At 72.8% G+C, this 19,318-nt stretch carries 19 protein-coding genes; 9 read left to right on the plus strand and 10 right to left on the minus strand.

The window, feature by feature from the left end:
* Positions 1-4 precede the first annotated feature (4 nt).
* Both LUW75_RS07125 and LUW75_RS07130 read right to left on the minus strand, forming a co-directional pair.
* Positions 5-1,096 carry an acyl-CoA dehydrogenase family protein gene (locus LUW75_RS07125; protein WP_349816401.1) on the minus strand — a complete coding sequence of 364 codons (1,092 nt, stop codon included), beginning with the start codon at positions 1,094-1,096 and terminating at the stop codon, positions 5-7.
* Between the two features lie 156 nt (positions 1,097-1,252).
* Positions 1,253-2,968, minus strand: coding sequence for an aldehyde dehydrogenase family protein (locus LUW75_RS07130; protein ID WP_349816402.1), 1,716 nt, complete (start codon positions 2,966-2,968; stop codon positions 1,253-1,255).
* A 202-nt stretch (positions 2,969-3,170) separates the two neighbouring features.
* Between LUW75_RS07130 and LUW75_RS07135 the strand changes: the two genes are divergently transcribed.
* The 3 genes from LUW75_RS07135 to LUW75_RS07145 all read left to right on the plus strand — a co-directional run bounded on the left by LUW75_RS07135 (position 3,171) and on the right by LUW75_RS07145 (position 5,327).
* On the plus strand, positions 3,171-4,169 hold the full coding sequence (locus LUW75_RS07135; RefSeq protein WP_250334869.1) for a bifunctional lysylphosphatidylglycerol flippase/synthetase MprF: 999 nt from the start codon (positions 3,171-3,173) through the stop codon (positions 4,167-4,169).
* Between the two features lie 478 nt (positions 4,170-4,647).
* Positions 4,648-4,923 (plus strand): hypothetical protein, encoded by a 276-nt coding sequence (locus LUW75_RS07140; RefSeq protein ID WP_014048106.1) that lies wholly within the window; start codon positions 4,648-4,650, stop codon positions 4,921-4,923.
* Positions 4,920-5,327 (plus strand): PIN domain-containing protein, encoded by a 408-nt coding sequence (locus tag LUW75_RS07145; protein WP_250334870.1) that lies wholly within the window; start codon positions 4,920-4,922, stop codon positions 5,325-5,327. Before LUW75_RS07140 ends, LUW75_RS07145 begins: the two co-directional genes overlap by 4 nt.
* Positions 5,328-5,552: 225 nt before the next feature.
* Here LUW75_RS07145 and LUW75_RS07150 read toward each other — a convergent pair whose 3' ends face one another.
* On the minus strand, positions 5,553-5,804 hold the full coding sequence (locus LUW75_RS07150; protein WP_250334871.1) for a hypothetical protein: 252 nt from the start codon (positions 5,802-5,804) through the stop codon (positions 5,553-5,555).
* A 530-nt stretch (positions 5,805-6,334) separates the two neighbouring features.
* Positions 6,335-7,423 carry a redox-regulated ATPase YchF gene (ychF, locus tag LUW75_RS07155; RefSeq protein WP_250334872.1) on the minus strand — a complete coding sequence of 363 codons (1,089 nt, stop codon included), beginning with the start codon at positions 7,421-7,423 and terminating at the stop codon, positions 6,335-6,337.
* A gap of 648 nt (positions 7,424-8,071) precedes the next feature.
* Between ychF and LUW75_RS07160 the strand changes: the two genes are divergently transcribed.
* Positions 8,072-8,425 (plus strand): DUF6542 domain-containing protein, encoded by a 354-nt coding sequence (locus LUW75_RS07160; protein WP_462933701.1) that lies wholly within the window; start codon positions 8,072-8,074, stop codon positions 8,423-8,425.
* A 254-nt stretch (positions 8,426-8,679) separates the two neighbouring features.
* On the opposite strand, the gene LUW75_RS07165 is transcribed toward LUW75_RS07160, so the two are convergent.
* From LUW75_RS07165 to xseA, 3 genes are all read right to left on the minus strand, one after another.
* Positions 8,680-9,270, minus strand: a complete 591-nt coding sequence (locus LUW75_RS07165) for a malonic semialdehyde reductase (protein WP_250334873.1) — start codon at positions 9,268-9,270, stop codon at positions 8,680-8,682.
* Positions 9,271-9,367: 97 nt separating this feature from the next.
* Positions 9,368-9,643 carry an exodeoxyribonuclease VII small subunit gene (locus LUW75_RS07170; RefSeq protein ID WP_250337579.1) on the minus strand — a complete coding sequence of 92 codons (276 nt, stop codon included), beginning with the start codon at positions 9,641-9,643 and terminating at the stop codon, positions 9,368-9,370.
* 27 nt (positions 9,644-9,670) lie between these two features.
* On the minus strand, positions 9,671-10,903 hold the full coding sequence (gene xseA, locus LUW75_RS07175; protein WP_250334874.1) for an exodeoxyribonuclease VII large subunit: 1,233 nt from the start codon (positions 10,901-10,903) through the stop codon (positions 9,671-9,673).
* 88 nt (positions 10,904-10,991) lie between these two features.
* On the opposite strand from xseA, the gene LUW75_RS07180 reads away from it, so the two are divergent.
* Positions 10,992-11,975 carry a 4-hydroxy-3-methylbut-2-enyl diphosphate reductase gene (locus tag LUW75_RS07180; protein WP_250334875.1) on the plus strand — a complete coding sequence of 328 codons (984 nt, stop codon included), beginning with the start codon at positions 10,992-10,994 and terminating at the stop codon, positions 11,973-11,975.
* A 70-nt stretch (positions 11,976-12,045) separates the two neighbouring features.
* Positions 12,046-12,786: a polyphosphate--glucose phosphotransferase gene (gene ppgK, locus LUW75_RS07185; RefSeq protein ID WP_250334876.1), complete on the plus strand. Its 741-nt coding sequence runs from the start codon at positions 12,046-12,048 to the stop codon at positions 12,784-12,786.
* Between the two features lie 43 nt (positions 12,787-12,829).
* On the opposite strand, the gene LUW75_RS07190 is transcribed toward ppgK, so the two are convergent.
* A complete protein-coding gene (locus tag LUW75_RS07190) occupies positions 12,830-13,390 on the minus strand; it encodes a DUF4245 domain-containing protein (RefSeq protein WP_250337580.1) in 561 nt (186 codons plus the stop codon).
* A 135-nt stretch (positions 13,391-13,525) separates the two neighbouring features.
* On the opposite strand from LUW75_RS07190, the gene glpX reads away from it, so the two are divergent.
* The gene (gene glpX / locus LUW75_RS07195) at positions 13,526-14,557 is read left to right on the plus strand and encodes a class II fructose-bisphosphatase (protein WP_250334877.1); all 1,032 of its coding nucleotides are present in this window, start codon (positions 13,526-13,528) and stop codon (positions 14,555-14,557) included.
* Positions 14,558-14,723: 166 nt separating this feature from the next.
* On the opposite strand, the gene LUW75_RS07200 is transcribed toward glpX, so the two are convergent.
* Complete coding sequence (locus tag LUW75_RS07200; protein ID WP_250334878.1) at positions 14,724-15,098, minus strand: WhiB family transcriptional regulator; 375 nt, start codon at positions 15,096-15,098, stop codon at positions 14,724-14,726.
* Between the two features lie 162 nt (positions 15,099-15,260).
* Positions 15,261-15,818: a LiaF domain-containing protein gene (locus tag LUW75_RS07205; protein ID WP_250334879.1), complete on the minus strand. Its 558-nt coding sequence runs from the start codon at positions 15,816-15,818 to the stop codon at positions 15,261-15,263.
* Positions 15,819-15,961: 143 nt separating this feature from the next.
* On the opposite strand from LUW75_RS07205, the gene LUW75_RS07210 reads away from it, so the two are divergent.
* Positions 15,962-17,638 carry a fumarate hydratase gene (locus LUW75_RS07210; protein WP_250334880.1) on the plus strand — a complete coding sequence of 559 codons (1,677 nt, stop codon included), beginning with the start codon at positions 15,962-15,964 and terminating at the stop codon, positions 17,636-17,638.
* A 177-nt stretch (positions 17,639-17,815) separates the two neighbouring features.
* Positions 17,816-19,246: a class II fumarate hydratase gene (locus LUW75_RS07215; protein WP_250334881.1), complete on the plus strand. Its 1,431-nt coding sequence runs from the start codon at positions 17,816-17,818 to the stop codon at positions 19,244-19,246.
* Positions 19,247-19,318: the final 72 nt, after the last annotated feature.

Here is a 19,318-nt window from a genome sequence, read left to right on the forward strand (position 1 = left end):
CTCCTCAGGCCAGACGCAGCGGTTCGCCCGCCGCGTGCGCCAGGTACGGGCGGGTGAAGCTGCTCCGGGACGGCGGGTGGAAGCCGATCCCGTGCGAGGCGGCGGCCAGGACGGCGACGTCGGACGTGGTCATGAACGCCGTCCCGCCCAGCAGTTCCACCGCCTGGTCGCGGGCGTCCCCGAGCGCGTCCTGCGCCGCGTACCGGGCGACCAGCGCCTGGGCGAGGCCGTCGTTGCCGATCTCGCCGTCCCGCACCCGTCGGGCCACGCCCTCCAGGAGCTGGGCGGCCGCCTCCAGGCGGATCAGCGCCCGGGCCCGGTCCGGCTCGCTGCCCCTGCACTGGTCCACGGCACGCTCGACCAGACCGCTGACCATGCCCAGGTAGCAGCTGGAGATGAGCAGTTCGAACCAGATGAGGCCGACGGTCTGAAGCTCGTCCAGCTCGCCCGGGCCCGCCGTGTTGGGCATCATCAGCTGCTCGTCCACGAAGACGTCGGTCAGCCGGATCTCGTCGCTCTCGGCGCCCGCGAGTGCCTGGCTCGCCCAGAACGGGTGCACGCTGAGCCCCTCCGTCTGCCGGGGGATCAGCAGCACCGCCATCTGCGTGGCGCCGTCGGCGGTGGGCAGCGCCGCACTGGCGGTGAGCAGGTCCATGGAGCGGGAGAGGCTGCACGGCTTCTTGGAGCCGTTTATCAGGTAGCCGCCCTCGGTCTTCCGGGCGGTCATGGTCGGCGACAGGATGCCCTGGCCGGGCCGTCCCTCCGCGAACCCGGAGGCGACCAGCAGCCCCTGTTCCGCCACCCCTTCGAGCAGCGCCCACTCCATGCCGCCGCTCTGCACGCTGGCCGCGAGGCTGAACAGGGTGGCCACGGAGAAGTGGTGCATGGTGGTGGCCACCGCCAGGGACGGGGCGTAGGAGGCCAGGGCCCGGGTCACGGCCATCGCCTGGAGCGGGTCCGCGCCGCACCCTCCGTACTCCTCGGGGATCACCAGCGCGGGCCCGCCGCACTGCCGGAAGTGGCCGACGGCCGGGCTCCGCGGTGCCTCCAGCTCCGTCAGCGGAACGCCGGCGAGGCGGTCGAGCAGGCCGGGCAAGAAGGATTCACAGGTCGCGCGTGCTGCTTCGAGTGGGCGCATGCGGATTCTCTCTGCTCTCTCAGTCTTTGCGGGTCTCACCGGTGGTCCCGGCGCTCGGTCGAACCGGGGCCACCGGCCGCGGACGGCGGTCGCCGTCCGCGGCTTGCGGCGCTGTCACCCGGCCGCCGCGTCCGCCTCCGCCTCGTTCCCGCGCATCGCCTGCCAGGCGCCGAACACGGCGTCCCTCGGGCGGATGCCGCCGGCGGAGACGCTCACTCCCTGGATGTGCGAGGTACGCAGGATCGGGTAGTTGGCCTCGCCGTACACTCCGCCGGTCAGGCCGGTGCCGCCGTGCGTGGGCAGCCCGGGCAGGAAGCCGATGTGCGAGTCGTTCACCTTGAGCAGGCCGCCCTTGGTGATCCGGGTGACGAAGTGGTCCACCACCTCGGGGTCGCGGGCCCACACCGAGTTCCGCAGCCCGTAGGGGTTGCCGTTGACGAAGTCCACGAACCGGTCGAGCAGTACGGTGTCCGGGGCCGGCTCGGCGGCGATCACCGGCAGCAGCGGGAAGAAGGTCTCGTGGCGCACCGCCTGGATCTCCCGGGCCTCGGCCATCCCCCGCACCAGGACCACCGTCGGCTCCAGGAAGATGCCCGCGGTGTCCCGGGTGCCGTCGGCCTGCATCGCGTGCCCGCCGCAGACCAGCTCGGCACCGCGGGCGAGGGCGTCGTCCAGGCAGGCGAAGAACTTCTCGTTGCGCAGTACCGGGGTGAGCAGCACTCCCTCGTCCCGGACGGAACCGCCCCGGACCTCGCGGGCCTTCTCGGCCAGCAGGGCCACCAGCCGGTCCGTGACGTCCGGGTGCGCGAGCACCTGGTTGGGGATCATGCACAGCTGGCCGGAGCCGTAGAAGCTCTCGGTCAACGCCTCGGCGGCGTACTCCAGGTCCGCGTCCTTCCACACCACGACCGCGTCGTTGCCGGCGAGTTCCAGGATCGGCTTCTTGCCGGACGCCACGCAGCGCTCCTGGAAACGCATACCGGCCTCGCTGCTGCCGAAGTACATGACGTCGTCGACGAGCGGGCTGTCCAGCCAGGCGGAGAGCACCGGGGCCGGGTCGCCGCAGACCACGTTCAGCGTGCCACCGGGTGCGCCGAGTTCCTGGAGCACCGGCGCGACCACCTCGTGCAGGACGTACATCACGCCCAGCGGGGCGCTGCGCGGAGCCCGTACGACCAGGGAGTTGCCGGCCATCATCGCCGTCACGCCGAGCAGCGCGCTCGACAGCGGGGCGTTCTGCGGCGGGTTGAGGCAGACCACGCCGTCCGGCCTGCGCCGCACGGATATCCGCCGCTCGCCGTGCCGGGACTCGTGCAGCATCTGGCTGCGGTAGAACGCGAGGGACTCGGGCCCGAAGCACTCCAGCGCCCCGGACACCTGCCAGCGGGCCAGCGCCAGCGGGTGGCCCTCCCGCAGCAGGATCTCGATGGTGCGGTCGGCCTTCTCCGCCAGTCGGCGGTGCAGCAGGGCGCCGAACCGGTCCAGCCGCTCCTCGAGCGGGAACGCGTTCCACTCGGCGGTCGCACGGGAGGCGGCCTCGACGGCTTGCAGCACGGTCTCCCGGTCCGCCCGCGCCACCCGCCCGACGATGCTGCCGCCGGGCAGGTCCTCGGGGGCCAGCCGGCCGCTCTCCAGCTTCCTCTTCAGCGTCAGGCTGCTGAAGGCGTCCTCCAGCAGGGCGTCCGAGTCGACCACGTAGACCCACCGGTCACTCGGCACGCTCTTGCCGTCGACGAGCGAGGCGTAGCTCAGCAGGCCGGTGCCGTTCTCCCCGGTGCCGGCGGTGTCCTCGGGATGCGACGCCCGGGGCGTCGTACGGGCGCTGCCCACGCAGATCCTCCGCTCTCCCGCCTCCACCACGGGGACGGGAAGAAATGTCCAACGTCATGGCCCTCGCGACCGACTGTCACAGCCACGCCTGACAATCGGCGGAGACGGGCCTGAGACCGGTTTGTCAGGCTGATCAGAGAGCCCTCCGCGACCATGGGCCGGTGTGTTCGTCGGCTGCTCAGATGACGACAGGGAGAAGCGGATGGTCAGCGTCAACCAGGAGTCCGACCGGGACGCAGTGGTCGCGGTCCTACGGAAGAGCGCGGACAACCCCAGCGCCTTCCTCGCCCTCAACGCCGGCAACGCCTTCTTCACCGATCCGTCGTCCGCCGGGCTGGTCGCCTATCGCGAGGCCGGCCGCTACCTGATCCAGTTCGGCGGCGTCTTCGCGCCGGAGGGCGACCGGGAGCGCCTGCTCCGCGCCTTCCTCGACTTCGCCCGTACGGCCCGCCGCAAGGTGGTCGCCGTCCAGCTCCAGCGCGGTGACGCCGAGTCGTACGCCAGGTGCGGTTTCACCGTGAACCAGGTCGGCTCCTCGTACGCGGTCAGACTGCCGGGGCACACGCTGCGCGGCACCAAGTTCATGAAGCTGCGCAACAAGATCTCCAAGGCCAGGCGAAGCGGTCTCGAGGTGACCGAGGTCCCCTACGCCGAGGCCGCCGGCGAGCTCGCCTCCATCGACCGCGCATGGCTGCGCTCCAAGGGGCGTCACGCCAAGGAGATCGAGTTCCTGGTCGGGGAGTGCGGCGGCCCGGTCCAGCACCACCGGCGGCTGCTGCTCGGCAGGCTGGCCGGCGCCTCGATCGGCTACATCTCCTACTCCCCCGCCTACGGCTCGCATCCCGGGTGGCTGCACGACCTCAGCCGCCGCCGCGCGACCGCGCCACCGGGGGTGATGGAGGCCATCAACCTGCACGCGATGGAGACCTTCCGCCAGGAGGGAGCCGAGTGGCTGCACTTCGGCTTCACCCCGTTCGTCGGTCTGTCCCCCGACCACGAGATCACCGGGGCGAGTCGTCTGACCACCCGCTTCATGCGTCTCATGGCCGAACGCGGCGACAAGGTCTACCCCTCGGCCAGCCAGCTCGCCTACAAGGAGAAGTGGGGTCCCGAGCTGGTGCTCCCCGAGTACCTCGCCTTCCACGGCCGCGCCAGCCTCCCCGCCGTCTGGCAGATCCTCCGCGTCACCAAGTCCATCTGACGCACACCTCGGAGCCGCGGCCGGCCCCGTCCGCGGTCCGTCGTACGACCGCGCTTCCCCATCACCGCCGGGGCGGGTTCCGGCTCCTGCGCGCAACACCCCCACGAGGTCGGGCGGCGCTCCCGGTCGGGGCCACGGGTGCCGTCGGAGGAGGTCGTGCATCACGCCGGCCGGCCGGGCGGCAGATGGCGCGCGCCCCGGACCGCCGGGACGTGGAAACGGGGCCCGTCCCCGGGGGACCAGGCCCCGTCCACCCGGCGCGCAGGCCGGGACTCGCCCGTCACGTCACCGGTCACACGTTGAAGCGGAACTCCACCACAACGGCTTTGACCTGCGGTTGTGCGGGCGCATCCCAGCACCGTCCCAACACGGGACTCTCCACGAAGTACGAGAAGATCCAGAACGCCAGGACTGTGCGCCAAGGATGCCGCCGCACAGAGCTCGGCGCTGTAATAGTTTCTGTACTAGGCTTGCGACCATGAAGTCACCTCGCCCCGGCGGCACGGAGAACATCTCCGTCTCGATGCCCTCGGAACTCCTCGGCGCTCTGCGCACGCGCACCGGCAAGCGCGGGGTGTCCGCGTACGTGACGGCGGCGGTCCGGCATCAGCTCGCCATGGACGGCCTCGCCGAGATCGTGGCCGCCTACGAAGCCGAGCACGAGCCGCTGAGCGAAGCCGAGGTCCAGGCCGCGCAGAGCGAACTGTTCGGAGACGCACCGGCGCCCTACGCGTCGAACGACAGCGCCGCATGAAGGAGCCCGCGGCCAGGTCCCTGGTGCTCGACTCCCAGGCGCTGTCGCTGCTGCTGCGCAACGATCGCCAGACGATCACCCGGATCGAGGCCGCTCGACGCGTAGGCGTGCCCGTCCTCGTGTCGGCCCTGACGGTGGTGGAGGCCGTCCACGGGAAGACGGACACCGCTCGGCTGCACTGGGTGCTCTCCCGGCTTCAGGTCCAGGACGTCACCCAGGCGGACAGCCTCACCGCGGTGCAGCTGCTGAGCGACGCCGGCGGCCTGCACGGCCATAAGTACGCCATCGACGCCCTCGTCGCCGCGATGGCGCTCCGTTCTCCGGCACCCGTTCTCGTACTGACCTCGGATCGCGACGACTGGTCGAACCTGTGCGGCGACCAAGTGCAGGTCAAGGACGTCTGACTTCGGTGTTCACTCAGCTTGAATCCACCTGCTGATCGACTGCTGCTTCGTAGAAGGCGTCCGCGAGGGCGATGATGATCGCGTTGACGGCTGGCCCGTCGGTGAAGAAGTAGTCGGCCATCGTGTTGTGGGCGTCCTGGTTGTCTGCGGCTGCCTCCGTGACGGCCGCTCGGAAATCCGGTGACTCCAGGAACTGGATTCCCCGTGATCTCGGACACCCGCTGGTTACACCGCGAGGGCGTGTGGGTGCCGTTGCCTGGTCTCGGCTGGGGTGAGGCAGCCGAGGGTCTTGTGTCTGCGCAGGCGGCGGCGGTTGTAGAAGGTCTCGACGAAGGCGAAGACCTCGGCGCGGGCGGCGACCCGGTCGGGCCGGATGCGGGCGCCGATCTCTTGAGCAGGGCCCAGAAATTCTCCACGGCAATGTCGTCGAAGCGTGACCCGGTGCGTCCGCAACCGTTCCTCAGTCCCGACCCGCATACCCGGTCGCGAAACCGGGTCGAGGCGTATGCGCTGCCGCGGTCGCTGTGGATCACGCAGTCGGGCTCGCGTCCGCCGCGGCCGTGGGCCATACCGAGGGCGTCCACGACGAGCGCGATCGCCTCCCGCTCGAACTCCTCGGTGTACCGCTTCGTGTACGCGCTTCCCACCCGGTGCTCCTCCCTCTGGAACCCCGGGCTCCCCGTCTCCAGGGGTCCACGACCAAGGGGAAGGTTCAAGCCGTGCCGATCACTTTGCCAGGGACGGCAGCCACCGTCCCATGGTTCAGCCACGGCCCTCGGCCTGCTCCTACCGAGCGGCCTGGGTGGGTACCGGACGCGGCAGCCTGCTCCCCGCGGCGGTCGAATCGTGGTCACGGGGGCTCATCTGAGCGGAACCCAGCACCGGCAGCCCGCCCACTTCCCGGCGCAATCCCAGCACGGGGAAGACCAAGGGGCCCGACTCCGGAGAGTCGAACCCCTCCCGAACCGCATATTTGCCGGATCAGTGACGTGGTGTCATGTCGCTCGCTAGACGTTGAAGCGGAACTCCACCACGTCGCCGTCCTGCATCACGTACTCCTTGCCCTCCATGCGGGCCTTGCCGGCGGCGCGGGCCTCGGCCACCGAGCCGGTGGCGACCAGGTCCTCGTAGGAGATGACCTCCGCCTTGATGAAGCCCTTCTGGAAGTCGGTGTGGATGACGCCGGCCGCCTCGGGGGCCGTCGCGCCCTTCTTGATCGTCCAGGCGCGGGCCTCCTTCGGGCCGGCCGTCAGGTACGTCTGGAGGCCCAGGGTGTCGAAGCCGACGCGGGCCAGCGTGGCGAGGCCCGGCTCCTCCGCGCCGACGGACTGGAGGAGCTCCATGGCGTCCTCCTCGTCGAGCTCGGCGAGGTCCGCCTCCAGCTTGGCGTTGAGGAAGATCGCCTCGGCCGGGGCGACCAGGGCGCGCTGCTCGTCCTTGAACGCCTCGTCCGTCAGCTCGTCCTCGTCGACGTTGAAGACGTAGAGGAACGGCTTGGCGGTGAGGAGGTGCAGGTCGTGGAGGAGCTCCGCCTTCTCGCCGCCCTGGACGACGCCCTGCGAGAAGAGGGTGTCGCCGCGCTCCAGGATCTCCTTCGCGGCCTCGACCGCGGCGACCTTCGGCGCGACGTCCTTCTTGATCCGGGACTCCTTCTGGAGGCGCGGGAGGACCTTCTCGATGGTCTGGAGGTCGGCGAGGATCAGCTCGGTGTTGATCGTCTCGATGTCGTCCTTCGGCGAGACCTTGCCGTCGACGTGGACGACGTTCTCGTCCTTGAAGGCGCGGATGACCTGGCAGATCGCGTCCGACTCCCGGATGTTCGCCAGGAACTTGTTGCCCAGGCCCTCACCCTCGCTCGCGCCGCGGACGATGCCCGCGATGTCGACGAAGTCGACCGTCGCCGGGAGGACGCGCTGCGAGCCGAAGATCTCGGCCAGCTTGCCGAGGCGCGCGTCCGGGACGCCGACGACGCCGACGTTGGGCTCGATCGTGGCGAACGGGTAGTTGGCCGCCAGCACGTCGTTCTTGGTCAGGGCGTTGAACAGGGTCGACTTGCCGACATTCGGCAGGCCGACGATTCCGATCGTGAGCGACACGTTGGCGACTTCCCTAGAAGTGTGGATGGTGGGCCGACCCCCCAGTTTACGGGCGTGCCGGCATCGGCGGTGACGGGCGGGCGGCCGGGTCCGGGCGGGGGACTTCGCGCCAAGGTCGTTCCAAAGGTGTGTCTCGTACCGGCTTTCGGGCCGTCCCCCGCCTACTTTGTCACCGTGGAGCAGCACAGGAGCAGTCCCTCCCGCCGCCCGAGCCCTCCGAGGTCCGTCGCCCTGTTCCGGGGCGGGGCCGCGGGGGGCGTCGCCGGGGTGGTCCCGGTGGGCGGGAAGGGCGCGGCCGACGGGGCCGGCCCGCGGCGCGGCGGCCAGGAGGGTGCACACATGGACGGGTGGTCCGGTGGACGGCGTGGCGGGCGGCTCGACCCCCGGCCGGGGGTGCCGCGCGGGGGGCGGCCCGGTGAGCGGCCGCAGCGGCGCGACGGCCGGCCCGGCGCGCCGGGCGACGTGCGGCCCGTCCCCCGCGGCACCGCGCGCGGGGACCGCGGCGGGGGGCCGGTCGCGACCCGGCCCGGCCCGAGGGAAGGGCTCACCGGGCCCGGCGCGGGACCGCGGGGGTTGTCCGCCGCGGTGCGGCGGTTGCGCGGGCTCCGGCTCACCGGGCTCGGCGGGGGCCTCTTCGCGGCCGCCGCCATGCTGCTCGTCGGGGTTGTCGACGAACGGGTGTTCGGCGGTTCGCCGCTCGTGTACGGGCTGCTGTTCCTGCCGGTCAGCGCGGTGACCGCGCTCTGGGTGCGGGGTGCCGACCTGGTGTCGGCGCCCATCGGCGTACCCATCGCGTTCGCCGTCGGGGTGGTGCCGATCGCCGGCGGGGAGGGCGGGGTGGGGGGGCCACGCGATGGCCCTGGTGACCGCGCTCGCCGTGCACGCGGGGTGGCTGTACGGCGGGACGCTGGTGGCCGGGGTGATCACCTGCGTACGGAAGGCGCGGCTGACGGGGCGGCGCCGGCGGGCGGCCCCCGGATGGCGGTCCGGCGGCGGCCCTGAGCGGGCTCCGGCCCCGAGCCGCTCCGGCCCCGAGCGGGCTCCGGCCCCGAGCCCCTTCCCGGACCCGGGCCGTCCCTGCGCCCTGAGCCCCTGTTCCTCCCCCGCGCACCCGGGCCCCTCCGCCTTCCCCCCGGGAGTGCGGTCCGCGGGGAGCGTGGAAGGCGGCCCCGCGGCACCAGGGGGGGTGGCCGCGGGGCCGCCGGTCGTTCGCCCCGGGCCGGGGCCGGGCGGCCCCACGGGCCGCCGGGGAGGGGTCAGACGGTGGTGACGACCTCGTCGTACTCCAGGCGCGGGGAGCGCGGGTGCCGGGCGTCGCCGCCGGGCCTGCCGATGTTGACGATCATCAGCGGGGTGTGGTCCCCGTCCAGGAACTCCTTCTGGACGGCCGCGAAGTCGAAGCCGGTCATCGGGCCGGCCGCGAGGCCCGCCGCGCGGACGCCGACGATGAAGTACGCGGCCTGGAGCGCGGCGTTCATGGCGGCGGCCGACTCGCGGACCGGGCGCTCGGCGAAGAAGGCGTCCTTGGCCTGCGGGAACGCGGGGAACAGCTTCGGCAGCTCCTCGTGGAACTCGTTGTCGGCGGCGAGGATCGCGACGAGCGGGGCGGTCTCGGTCTTGGCCCGGTTGCCCTCGGCCATCAGCGGGACCAGGCGCCCGCGCGCCTCGGCCGAGCGGACCAGGACGATGCGCAGCGGCGTCTGGTTGAACGCGGTCGGGCCGTACTTGACCAGGTCGTAGATCGCCTTGACCTGCTCATCGGTCACCGGCTCGTCGGTGAACGCGTGGGCGGTGCGGGCCTCGCGGAACAGCAGGTTCTGCGCGGCGGGGTCGAGGACGAGCGACATGGGGCGGTGCCTTCCGACGTACGGGGATCATGGGCGCCGCACGGCGGAGCGCCACGCGGTGTCCCCCTACCGTACGAGGAAATGCGTGAAAGTTCAATTAAATACCGGACGTGCCCCTCCGCTCCCCGTCCTCCGCCTCGGGCTCCCCCTCCCGCGCGAGGGCCGCGTCCAGCCGCGCCCTGGCGCCCTCCAGCCAGTGGCGGCAGACCCTCGCCAGCTCCTCCCCGCGCTCCCAGAGCGCCAGCGACTCCTCCAGCGTCGTCCCGCCCGCCTCCAGGCGGCGCACCACCTCGACCAGCTCGTCGCGCGCCTGCTCGTACCCGATCGCCGCCACCCCGGCACCCGCCGCGCCGGCCGCCGTGTCCGCCGTCATGTCCTCCGACCTCGCCATGCCCCCACCCTACGGCCGGGGTCCGACACCGCCGCCGTCCGCGCGCCGCACCGCGAACTCGCCGTCCGCGACCCGCGCCCTCAGCTCCTCGCCGGGGCCCACCTCGTCCGGCGAGCGCACCACCGCGCCGTCCGGCCGCTGGAGCACCGCGTACCCCCGCTCCAGGGTGGCCGCCGGCGACAGCGCCACCACCCGCGCGCGCGTGTGGGCGAGTTCCGAGTCGGCCCGGTCCAGCAGGTGCCCCAGCACCCGCCGGCTCCGCGCCAGCAGCGCCTCGACCCGCTCCTCCCGCTCCTCGACCATCCGCCGCGGGTGCTCCATCACCGGCCGGGCCAGCGCGTGCGCCAGCCCGCGCTCCTCCCGCTCCAGCAGCCCGCGCACGCTGCGGAGCGCGCGGTCCCGCAGCCCGCGCACCCGCTCCAGCTCCTCCCGGACGTCCGGGACGACCTTCTTCGCCGCGTCCGTCGGCGTCGCCGCCCTCAGGTCGGCGACGAGGTCCAGCAGCGGCGAGTCCGGTTCGTGCCCGATCGCGGACACCACGGGCGTACGGCAGGCGGCGACCGCCCGTACGAGCTGTTCGTCGGAGAACGGCAGCAGGTCCTCGACGCTGCCGCCGCCGCGCGCGACGACGATGACGTCGACCTCCTCCAGCCCGTCGAGCTCCTTCACCGCCCCCACCACCTGCGGCACCGCGTGGACGCCCTGCACCGCGACGTTGCGCACCTCGAAGCGGACGGCCGGCCACCGGCGCCGCGCCACCTCCAGCACGTCCCGCTCGGCGGCCGACGCCCGGCCGCACACCAGGCCCACCAGCCGCGGCAGGAAGGGCAGCGGGCGCTTGAGCTCCGCCGCGAAGAGCCCCTCCGCGGCCAGCGACCGCCTCAGCTGCTCCAGGCGGGCCAGCAACTCCCCGACGCCCACCGGCCGCACCTCCGCGGCCCTCAACGAGAGCTGGCCGCGCGGCGCGTACCACTCCGGCTTGGCGTGCACCACGACCCGGGCGCCCTCGGACACCACGTCCGCCACCGCGTCGAACACCTGGCGGTAGCAGGTCACGCTCACCGAGACGTCGTGGGACGGGTCGCGCAGCGTCATGAACACCATCCCGGCGCCCGGCCGCCGCGACAGCTGCGTGATCTGGCCCTCCACCCAGACGGCGCCGAGCCGGTCGATCCACCCCCCGATGAGCCGGGACACCCGGCCGACGGGCAGCGGGGCTTCGGCGGACGTAGTCAGTGCCATACGGGGAGCGTACGCGCCGCCGCCGACAACCCGCCGCGCCCGCCCGCGGCGGATCTCCGGCCGGTCCGCCCGCCCTTACGATGGGGGCATGACTCCTACGCCCCCTGCCCGCCGGGTCCTCCTCGCCGCTCCGCGCGGTTACTGCGCGGGCGTGGACCGCGCCGTGATCGCCGTCGAGAAGGCGCTGGAGCAGTACGGCGCGCCGATCTACGTGCGGCACGAGATCGTCCACAACAAGTACGTCGTGCAGACCCTGGAGAAGAAGGGCGCGATCTTCGTCGAGGAGACGCAGGAGGTGCCCGAGGGCTCCATCGTGATGTTCTCCGCGCACGGCGTCGCCCCGGTCGTCCACGAGGAGGCGGCCGAGCGCAGGCTCGCGACGATCGACGCGACGTGCCCGCTGGTCACCAAGGTCCACAAGGAGGCCGTGCGGTTCGCCAGGGAGGACTACGACATCCTCCTCATCGGCCACGAGGGGCACGAGGAGGTCATCGGCACGTCCGGCGAGGCGCCCGACCACATCCAGCTGGTCGACGGCCCCGGGGACGTGGCGGGGGTCGAGGTGCGCGACCCGTCGAAGGTCGTCTGGCTGTCGCAGACCACGCTGTCGGTCGACGAGACGATGGAGACGGTCGACGCGCTGAAGGAGAAGTTCCCGCTGCTGGTCTCGCCGCCGAGCGACGACATCTGCTACGCCACGCAGAACCGCCAGCTCGCCGTGAAGCAGATGGGCGCCGAGTCGGACCTGGTCGTCGTGGTCGGCTCGCGCAACTCGTCGAACTCCAAGCGCCTCGTCGAGGTGGCCGAGCTGGCCGGCGCCCGCGCCGCGTACCTGGTCGACTTCGCCGACGAGATCGACGAGGCGTGGCTGGAGGGCGTGTCCACGGTCGGCGTCACCTCCGGCGCCTCGGTGCCCGAGGTGCTGGTCGAGGGCGTTCTGGAGTGGCTGTCGCAGCGCGGCTTCGAGGACGTGGAGATCGTGAAGGCGGCGGAGGAGTCCATCACCTTCTCGCTGCCGAAGGAGCTGCGCCGCGACCTGCGCGCCGAGGCCGCCGCGCTGACGGAGGGCTAGGAGCCTCCCGGGGCCGCCGGTCCCGCGGTCCTCGCGGTGCGCGCCGCCCGTGCGCCGTAACGTGGGGCGCATGAACGTCTTCGGAGTGGACATCGGCGGGTCGGGGATCAAGGGCGCCCCCGTGGACCTGGAGCGCGGCGATCTGGCCGGACCCCGCCACAAGGTACTGACCCCGCGGCCCGCGACGCCGTCCGACGTCGCGGGCCGCGTCGCGGAGGTCGTGGCGCACTTCGGCTGGTCGGGGCCGGTCGGAGTGACGTTCCCCGGCGTGGTGACGGGTTCGACGGTCCGCACGGCCGCCAACGTCGACAAGGGCTGGGTCGGCGTGGACGCCGCGGTGCTGCTCGGCGAGCGGCTCGGCGGGCTCCCTGTGACGGTGCTGAACGACGCGGACGCGGCGGGCGTCGCCGAGATGACGCACGGCGCGGGCCGGGGCCGCACCGGCACGGTGGTCGTGCTGACGTTCGGCACGGGCATCGGCAGCGCCCTCTTCACCGGCGGCCGCCTGGTGCCCAACACCGAGCTGGGCCACCTGGAGCTGAACGGCGAGGAGGCGGAGAGGCGGGCGTCGACGAGGGCCAAGGAGGACGAGGACCTCGACTGGCCGGAGTGGGCGCACCGGGTGCGGGAGTACCTCGCCCACCTGGAGATGCTCTTCTCGCCGGAGCTGTTCGTCGTCGGAGGCGGGGTGAGCCGCAAGGCCGAGCGGTTCCTGCCGCTGCTCGACGGCGTGCGGGCGGAGATCGTCCCGGCGCAACTGCAGAACAACGCCGGAATCGTGGGCGCCGCGATGGCCGCTGCCGCCCGCTGACCGGGCCGGCGCGGCGCCCGGACGGCGGGCGCCGCGCCCCGGCTCAGCCCTTCCCCGCCGCGGGCCCCCCCGCCGCGGGCTCCCCCGCCCCGGGCTTCCCCGTTTCGAGCGCCGCGGCCATCTGGCCCAGCCGCTCGAAGGAGGCCGTGCCGGTGACCACCGTCGTCACGCCCTCCTCGCGCAGCACCAGGGCGTCGTACTTGGGCCCCTCCCAGCGCTGCCACGTCCGCCCCTCGATCTGCTGCACCCCGCCGGTGTCCCGCGCGTCGTGGGTGACCTCGACCACGTACTTCACCGGGGAGTCGGTGGACTGCTCCACGGCGACGTACTCGCGCTCCGGCGTCAGGAAGCCCAGGTGCCAGGCGTCGGCCTCCCGGCGGTCGTACGAGACCGACGTCGCCCGCCAGCCGGCGCCCAGGCCCCGGGGGGCCGCGACCGGGTAGGGGGCGGCGCGCTGGGCCGTCACCAGCTCGACGCGGTAGTCGACCGGCTTGAGCGGGTCCGCCGTGTCGTCGTGCGGGACGAAGAGGTAGATCACTCCCGCCACGGCGCAGATCACCGTCATCGACTGGAACATCCCGCGCACTGTCTGCTTGCCTCGCATACCTGCCACCCCCCCATGGTCGCACCCGGGCCCCCCGCTCATACGTGGGCCCCTCTGCTCAGTTTGTCGACGTACCGATAGAGTCGCAGCACCGTCTTCACCACCGGCCGTCGCCGTACAGAAAGGTGCGCTCCGATGACCGAGCACCATCTGCCGTCCGAGCTCGAGGTGTCCCCCGAGGCTCCCGACCGCAACCTCGCCCTGGAGCTGGTCCGGGTCACGGAGGCCGCCGCGATGGCGGCCGGCCGCTGGGTCGGCCGCGGTGACAAGAACGGCGCCGACGGCGCGGCCGTGCGCGCCATGCGCACCCTCGTCTCCACCGTGTCGATGAACGGCGTCGTCGTCATCGGCGAGGGCGAGAAGGACGAGGCCCCGATGCTGTTCAACGGCGAGCGGGTCGGCGACGGGACCGGTGCCGAGTGCGACATCGCCGTGGACCCGATCGACGGCACCACGCTCACCGCGAAGGGCATGCCCAACGCGATCGCCGTGCTGGCCGCCGCCGACCGGGGCGCCATGTTCGACCCGTCCGCGGTGTTCTACATGGACAAGCTGGTCACCGGGCCCGACGCGGCCGACTTCGTGGACATCGACGCGCCCGTGGCGGTGAACATCCGCCGCGTCGCCAAGGCGAAGAACTCCACGCCCGAGGACGTCACCGTCGTCATCCTGGACCGGCCGCGCCACGAGGGCGTCGTCCGGGAGATCCGCGAGACGGGCGCCCGGATCAGGTTCATCTCGGACGGCGACGTGGCCGGTTCCATCATGGCCGTCCGCGAGGGCACCGGCGTGGACCTGCTGATGGGCATCGGCGGCACGCCCGAGGGCATCATCAGCGCCTGCGCCATCAAGTGCCTGGGCGGCACCATCCAGGGCAAGCTGTGGCCGAAGGACGACGCGGAGCGGCAGCGCGCCCTCGACGCGGGCCACGACCTGGACCGGGTGCTCTCCACGGAGGACCTGGTCCGCGGTGACAACGTCTTCTTCGTGGCGACCGGCATCACCGACGGCGAACTGCTGCGCGGCGTCCGCTACCGCTCCGAGACGGCGACGACCTCGTCGCTCGTGATGCGTTCGAAGTCCGGCACGATCCGGCAGATCGACTCGACGCACCGGCTGTCGAAGCTGCGCGCGTACAGCAAGATCGACTTCGACCGGGCGAAGTAGCCGGAGGGCCGCGTCCGGCGGCGCCCTCCGCAGGGCGGCCGCCGGCCGGGCCCGCGCCGGTACGGGCGGCGGTACGAAGAGGGGCGCTCCCCCGCGGGGGGGAGCGCCCCTTCTCGTGCGGGCCGTACCGCGGTCCGCCGTGCCGTCCGTACCGCCGCCCGGGCGGTCAGCCTGCGGCGGCGATCCGCCGGCCGGTCGACGCCGCCTTCTTCAGCTCCACCTCGCGGCGCCGGCGGCGGGCCAGCACCACCCGGCGCTCGGCGGCGGTCAGGCCGCCCCACACGCCGTACGGCTCGGGCTGGAGCAGGGCGTGCTCGCGGCACTCGGTCATCACGGGGCAGCGGGCGCAGACCCGCTTGGCGGCCTCCTCGCGGGCGAGCCGCGCGGCCGTGGGCTCCTTCGACGGGGCGAAGAAGAGTCCCGCCTCGTCGCGGCGGCACACCGCCTCCGCGTGCCAGGGTCCCGCCTCGTCCTGCCGCGCCGGAACGCGCTGGGACGGGACGGCGGCGACCTGCAGGGGCTGATGCGGCAGTTGCAGCACGGTCTACTCCTGACGACGGCTTGCGCGGGCGAGAGGGACGACGCAGCAAGCCCTACCCGCTGTACGCACGCCTATGCACCGCGTCGCACGTGCTTCCAGAGTGCGGACCGGCCCATGGCCGAAACCCGACGGTCGGCGGGCGGCCCCGGAGGACGTCCGCCGTCAGCGCCCGGAGTGCCCGCGGGTCCGGCCGTGGAGGAGGTCGGCGACGCGTCTGCCGCGCTCGGGGCGGGCCTCGACGCCGCCGAAGACCGAGCAGCCGTTGACCACCACCACCGGGGCCTCGGGATCGGCGGCCTCCGCCGCGTCCACCCGGAAGCTCCCGAAGACGCCCGTCCCGCCGCCGCGCAGGGAGACGTTCTCGGGGACGCGGACCTCGACGGTGCCGAAGACGGAGACGACGTCGACGGTGGTGAGGCGCTGGGTGAAGAACGCCTCGGTGAGGTCGATCTCGACCGTGCCGAAGAGGGAGAACGCGCTCGTGCGCGGCCCGATCCGCCGGCGGCCCCGGCGGGCGCCGCCGGTGAACAGCGCGACCAGCCGCTCCTCCCCGCCGGCCGGGCCCGCCGCGCCGGGCACCGGCTCGGCGCGCTCCCCGGCCGGCGCCTTCCGCCGGGCGCCGGCGGCCCGGCCGGGGCCGGTGTCCGGCGCGCGCACCGCCGGGGCGGACCGCGCGGAGCGGGGGCCGGGCCGCTTCCGGGGCTGTTCTCGGGGATCCACGGCCCCAGCGTAACGAAGCCCGGCGGGCGGGGTGGCGGGCGGGACGCGGCCGGCCCCACCTCGCGGACCGGGGCGCCCGCCGACGTTCTACGCTTGTGGGCGCGTCGCCAAGGGAGGCCGCGCCGCTGTCCGTCGAATGAGGAATGGCCGTCATGCCAGAGTTTGCGTACTCCGACCTGCTCCCGCTGGGTGAGGACACCACGCCCTACCGCCTGGTGACCTCGGAGGGGGTCTCCACCTTCGAGGCCGACGGGCGGACCTTCCTCAAGGTGGAGCCGGAGGCGCTGCGCAGGCTGGCCGAGGAGGCGATCCACGACATCCAGCACTACCTGCGCCCCGCGCACCTCGCGCAGCTCCGGAAGATCGTCGACGACCCGGAGGCGTCGGCGAACGACAAGTTCGTGGCGCTGGACCTGCTGAAGAACGCCAACATCGCCGCCGCGGGCGTCCTGCCCATGTGCCAGGACACGGGCACGGCGATCGTCATGGGCAAGCGCGGCCAGAACGTGCTGACCGGGGGCCGCGACGAGGAGGCCCTGTCGCGCGGCGTCTTCGACGCGTACACCAGGCTCAACCTGCGGTACTCGCAGATGGCGCCGCTGACGATGTGGGAGGAGAGGAACACCGGCTCCAACCTCCCGGCGCAGATCGAGCTGTACGCCACCGACGGCGACGCGTACAAGTTCCTCTTCATGGCGAAGGGCGGCGGCTCCGCCAACAAGTCGTTCCTCTACCAGGAGACGAAGGCCGTCCTGAACGAGGCCTCCATGATGAGGTTCCTGGAGGAGAAGATCCGCTCGCTCGGCACGGCGGCCTGCCCGCCGTACCACCTGGCGATCGTGGTGGGCGGCACGTCCGCCGAGTACGCGCTGAAGACCGCCAAGTACGCCTCGGCCCACTACCTGGACGAACTCCCGGAGGAGGGCTCGGCCCTCGGCCACGGCTTCCGCGACAGGGAGCTGGAGGAGAAGGTCTTCGAGCTGACGCAGAGGATCGGCATCGGCGCGCAGTTCGGCGGCAAGTACTTCTGCCACGACGTGCGCGTGGTGCGCCTGCCCCGGCACGGCGCGTCCTGCCCGGTCGCCATCGCCGTGTCCTGCTCGGCCGACCGGCAGGCCGTCGCGAAGATCACCGCCGAGGGCGTCTTCCTGGAGCGGCTGGAGACGGACCCGGCGCGCTTCCTGCCGGACACGACCGACGAGCAGCTCGCCGAGGAGGGCGACGTCGTCAGGGTCGACCTGAACCAGCCGATGGACGACATCCTGGCCGAGCTGTCCAAGTACCCGGTCAAGACCCGGCTGTCGCTCACCGGCCCGCTGGTCGTGGCGCGCGACATCGCGCACGCCAAGATAAAGGAGCGGCTGGACGCGGGCGAGGAGATGCCGCAGTACCTGAAGGACCACCCGGTGTACTACGCGGGCCCGGCGAAGACGCCCGAGGGGTACGCCTCCGGGTCGTTCGGCCCGACGACGGCCGGGCGCATGGACTCGTACGTGGAGCAGTTCCAGGCGGCGGGCGGCTCGAAGGTCATGCTGGCCAAGGGCAACCGGTCGCAGGCGGTGACCGACGCGTGCGCCGCGCACGGCGGCTTCTACCTGGGCTCCATCGGCGGCCCGGCGGCCCGGCTGGCGCAGGACTGCATCAGGAAGGTCGAGGTCGTCGAGTACGAGGAGCTCGGCATGGAGGCGGTCTGGAGGATCGAGGTCGAGGACTTCCCGGCGTTCATCGTGGTGGACGACAAGGGCAACGACTTCTTCAGGGACCCGGCGCCCGCGCCGACGTTCACGTCCATCCCGGTGCGCGGCCCCGGCCTGGGCTGAGCGCGGAGCGGGACCCGGGGTGCCCGCTGCGCCCCGGTCCGGCGGCGCCCGCGGACTCCGTCCGGCGTCCGCCAGAGTGCCTCCTGGAAGTGCGGCCGCCCGCGGTCTTCACTGATCGGTGAACCACGGGGAACAGGGCTGACGAGACGACTGATCGACTCTTCCGGAGGTCGGACGATGGCGGACACGAGCGGACCGCGCGGCGACGGCGGCACCGGTGGCGGCGGCCACCGGGTCGAGCGCGACTCCATGGGCGAGGTGCGGGTCCCCGCGCACGCCAAGTGGCGGGCGCAGACGCAGCGGGCGGTGGAGAACTTCCCCGTCTCGGGGCAGCGCCTGGAGCGGGCCCACATCGCGGCCCTGGCACGGGTCAAGGCGGCGGCGGCCAAGGTCAACGCGGAACTGGGCGTCCTGGACCCGGAGATCGCGGAGGCGGTGCGGGCGTCCGCGGCGGAGGTCGCGGAGGGCCGGTGGGACGACCACTTCCCGGTGGATGTCTTCCAGACCGGCTCCGGCACCTCGTCCAACATGAACATGAACGAGGTCCTCGCCACCCTCGCGACCGAGCGGCTCGGCGGCCGCCCCGTCCACCCCAACGACCACGTCAACGCGTCCCAGTCGTCGAACGACGTGTTCCCGTCGTCGATCCACATCGCGGCGACGGCCGCCGTGACCGGCGACCTCATCCCGGCCCTCGACCACCTGGCCACCGCCCTGGGGCGAAAATCAGCCGAATTCGCGGAGGTCGTCAAGTCGGGGCGGACGCACCTGATGGACGCCACCCCGGTGACACTCGGCCAGGAGTTCGGCGGTTACGCGGCGCAGGTGCGGTACGGGGTGGAGCGGCTGCGGGCCTCGCTGCCGCGCCTCGCGGAGCTGCCGCTGGGCGGCACGGCGGTCGGCACGGGCATCAACACGCCGCCCGGTTTCCCCGCCGCCGTCATCGCGGAGGTGGCGCGGGACACCGGGCTGCCGCTGACCGAGGCCCGCGACCACTTCGAGGCGCAGGGGGCGCGGGACGGGCTGGTGGAGACGTCGGGCCAGCTCCGCACGGTCGCCGTCTCCCTCACCAAGATCGCCAACGATCTGCGGTGGATGGCGTCCGGGCCGCGCACCGGTCTGGCCGAGATCAACCTGCCGGACCTCCAGCCCGGTTCGTCGATCATGCCCGGCAAGGTGAACCCGGTGGTCCCGGAGGCGGTCCTGATGGTCGCCGCGCAGGTCGTCGGCAACGACGCCGCGGTGGCGGCGGCCGGCGCCGCCGGGAACTTCGAGCTCAACGTGATGCTCCCGGTCATGGCGAAGAACCTGCTGGAGTCGATCCGGCTCCTCGCCAACGCGTCGCGGCTCCTCGCGGACCGCACGGTCGACGGGATCACCGCCAACGCCGAACGGGCCCGCGAGTACGCCGAGTCGTCCCCGTCGGTGGTGACGCCGCTCAACCGGTACATCGGGTACGAGGAGGCGGCGAAGGTCGCCAAGCGGTCGCTGGCCGAACGGAAGACGATCCGCGAGGTGGTCCTGGAGTCCGGGTACGTGGAGCGGGGCGACCTCACCCTCGAGCAGCTCGACGAGGCGCTCGACGTCCTGCGGATGACCCGACCCTGACCGCCGCCTTCCGCTCGCACCGCCCCTGACCGCCGCCTTCCGCTCGAACCGCCCCTGACCTGCGGAGGCGGC

The organism is Streptomyces sp. MRC013, assembly GCF_023614235.1.
Taxonomy (GTDB): domain Bacteria; phylum Actinomycetota; class Actinomycetes; order Streptomycetales; family Streptomycetaceae; genus Streptomyces.

Bases quoted from the DNA above. Each gene is read 5' to 3' on its own strand.
- LUW75_RS07135 (WP_250334869.1), top strand. From the start codon at position 3,171: ATGGTCAGCGTCAACCAGGAGTCCGACCGGGACGCAGTGGTCGCGGTC.
- xseA (WP_250334874.1), bottom strand. From the start codon at position 10,903: ATGGCACTGACTACGTCCGCCGAAGCCCCGCTGCCCGTCGGCCGGGTG.
- LUW75_RS07165 (WP_250334873.1), bottom strand. From the start codon at position 9,270: ATGTCGCTCGTCCTCGACCCCGCCGCGCAGAACCTGCTGTTCCGCGAG.
- glpX (WP_250334877.1), top strand. From the start codon at position 13,526: ATGACCGAGCACCATCTGCCGTCCGAGCTCGAGGTGTCCCCCGAGGCT.
- LUW75_RS07215 (WP_250334881.1), top strand. From the start codon at position 17,816: ATGGCGGACACGAGCGGACCGCGCGGCGACGGCGGCACCGGTGGCGGC.
- LUW75_RS07145 (WP_250334870.1), top strand. From the start codon at position 4,920: ATGAAGGAGCCCGCGGCCAGGTCCCTGGTGCTCGACTCCCAGGCGCTG.
- LUW75_RS07140 (WP_014048106.1), top strand. From the start codon at position 4,648: ATGAAGTCACCTCGCCCCGGCGGCACGGAGAACATCTCCGTCTCGATG.
- ppgK (WP_250334876.1), top strand. From the start codon at position 12,046: ATGAACGTCTTCGGAGTGGACATCGGCGGGTCGGGGATCAAGGGCGCC.
- LUW75_RS07180 (WP_250334875.1), top strand. From the start codon at position 10,992: ATGACTCCTACGCCCCCTGCCCGCCGGGTCCTCCTCGCCGCTCCGCGC.
- LUW75_RS07190 (WP_250337580.1), bottom strand. From the start codon at position 13,390: ATGCGAGGCAAGCAGACAGTGCGCGGGATGTTCCAGTCGATGACGGTG.
- LUW75_RS07160 (WP_462933701.1), top strand. From the start codon at position 8,072: ATGCTGCTCGTCGGGGTTGTCGACGAACGGGTGTTCGGCGGTTCGCCG.
- LUW75_RS07170 (WP_250337579.1), bottom strand. From the start codon at position 9,643: ATGACGGCGGACACGGCGGCCGGCGCGGCGGGTGCCGGGGTGGCGGCG.
- LUW75_RS07210 (WP_250334880.1), top strand. From the start codon at position 15,962: ATGGCCGTCATGCCAGAGTTTGCGTACTCCGACCTGCTCCCGCTGGGT.
- LUW75_RS07150 (WP_250334871.1), bottom strand. From the start codon at position 5,804: ATGCGGGTCGGGACTGAGGAACGGTTGCGGACGCACCGGGTCACGCTT.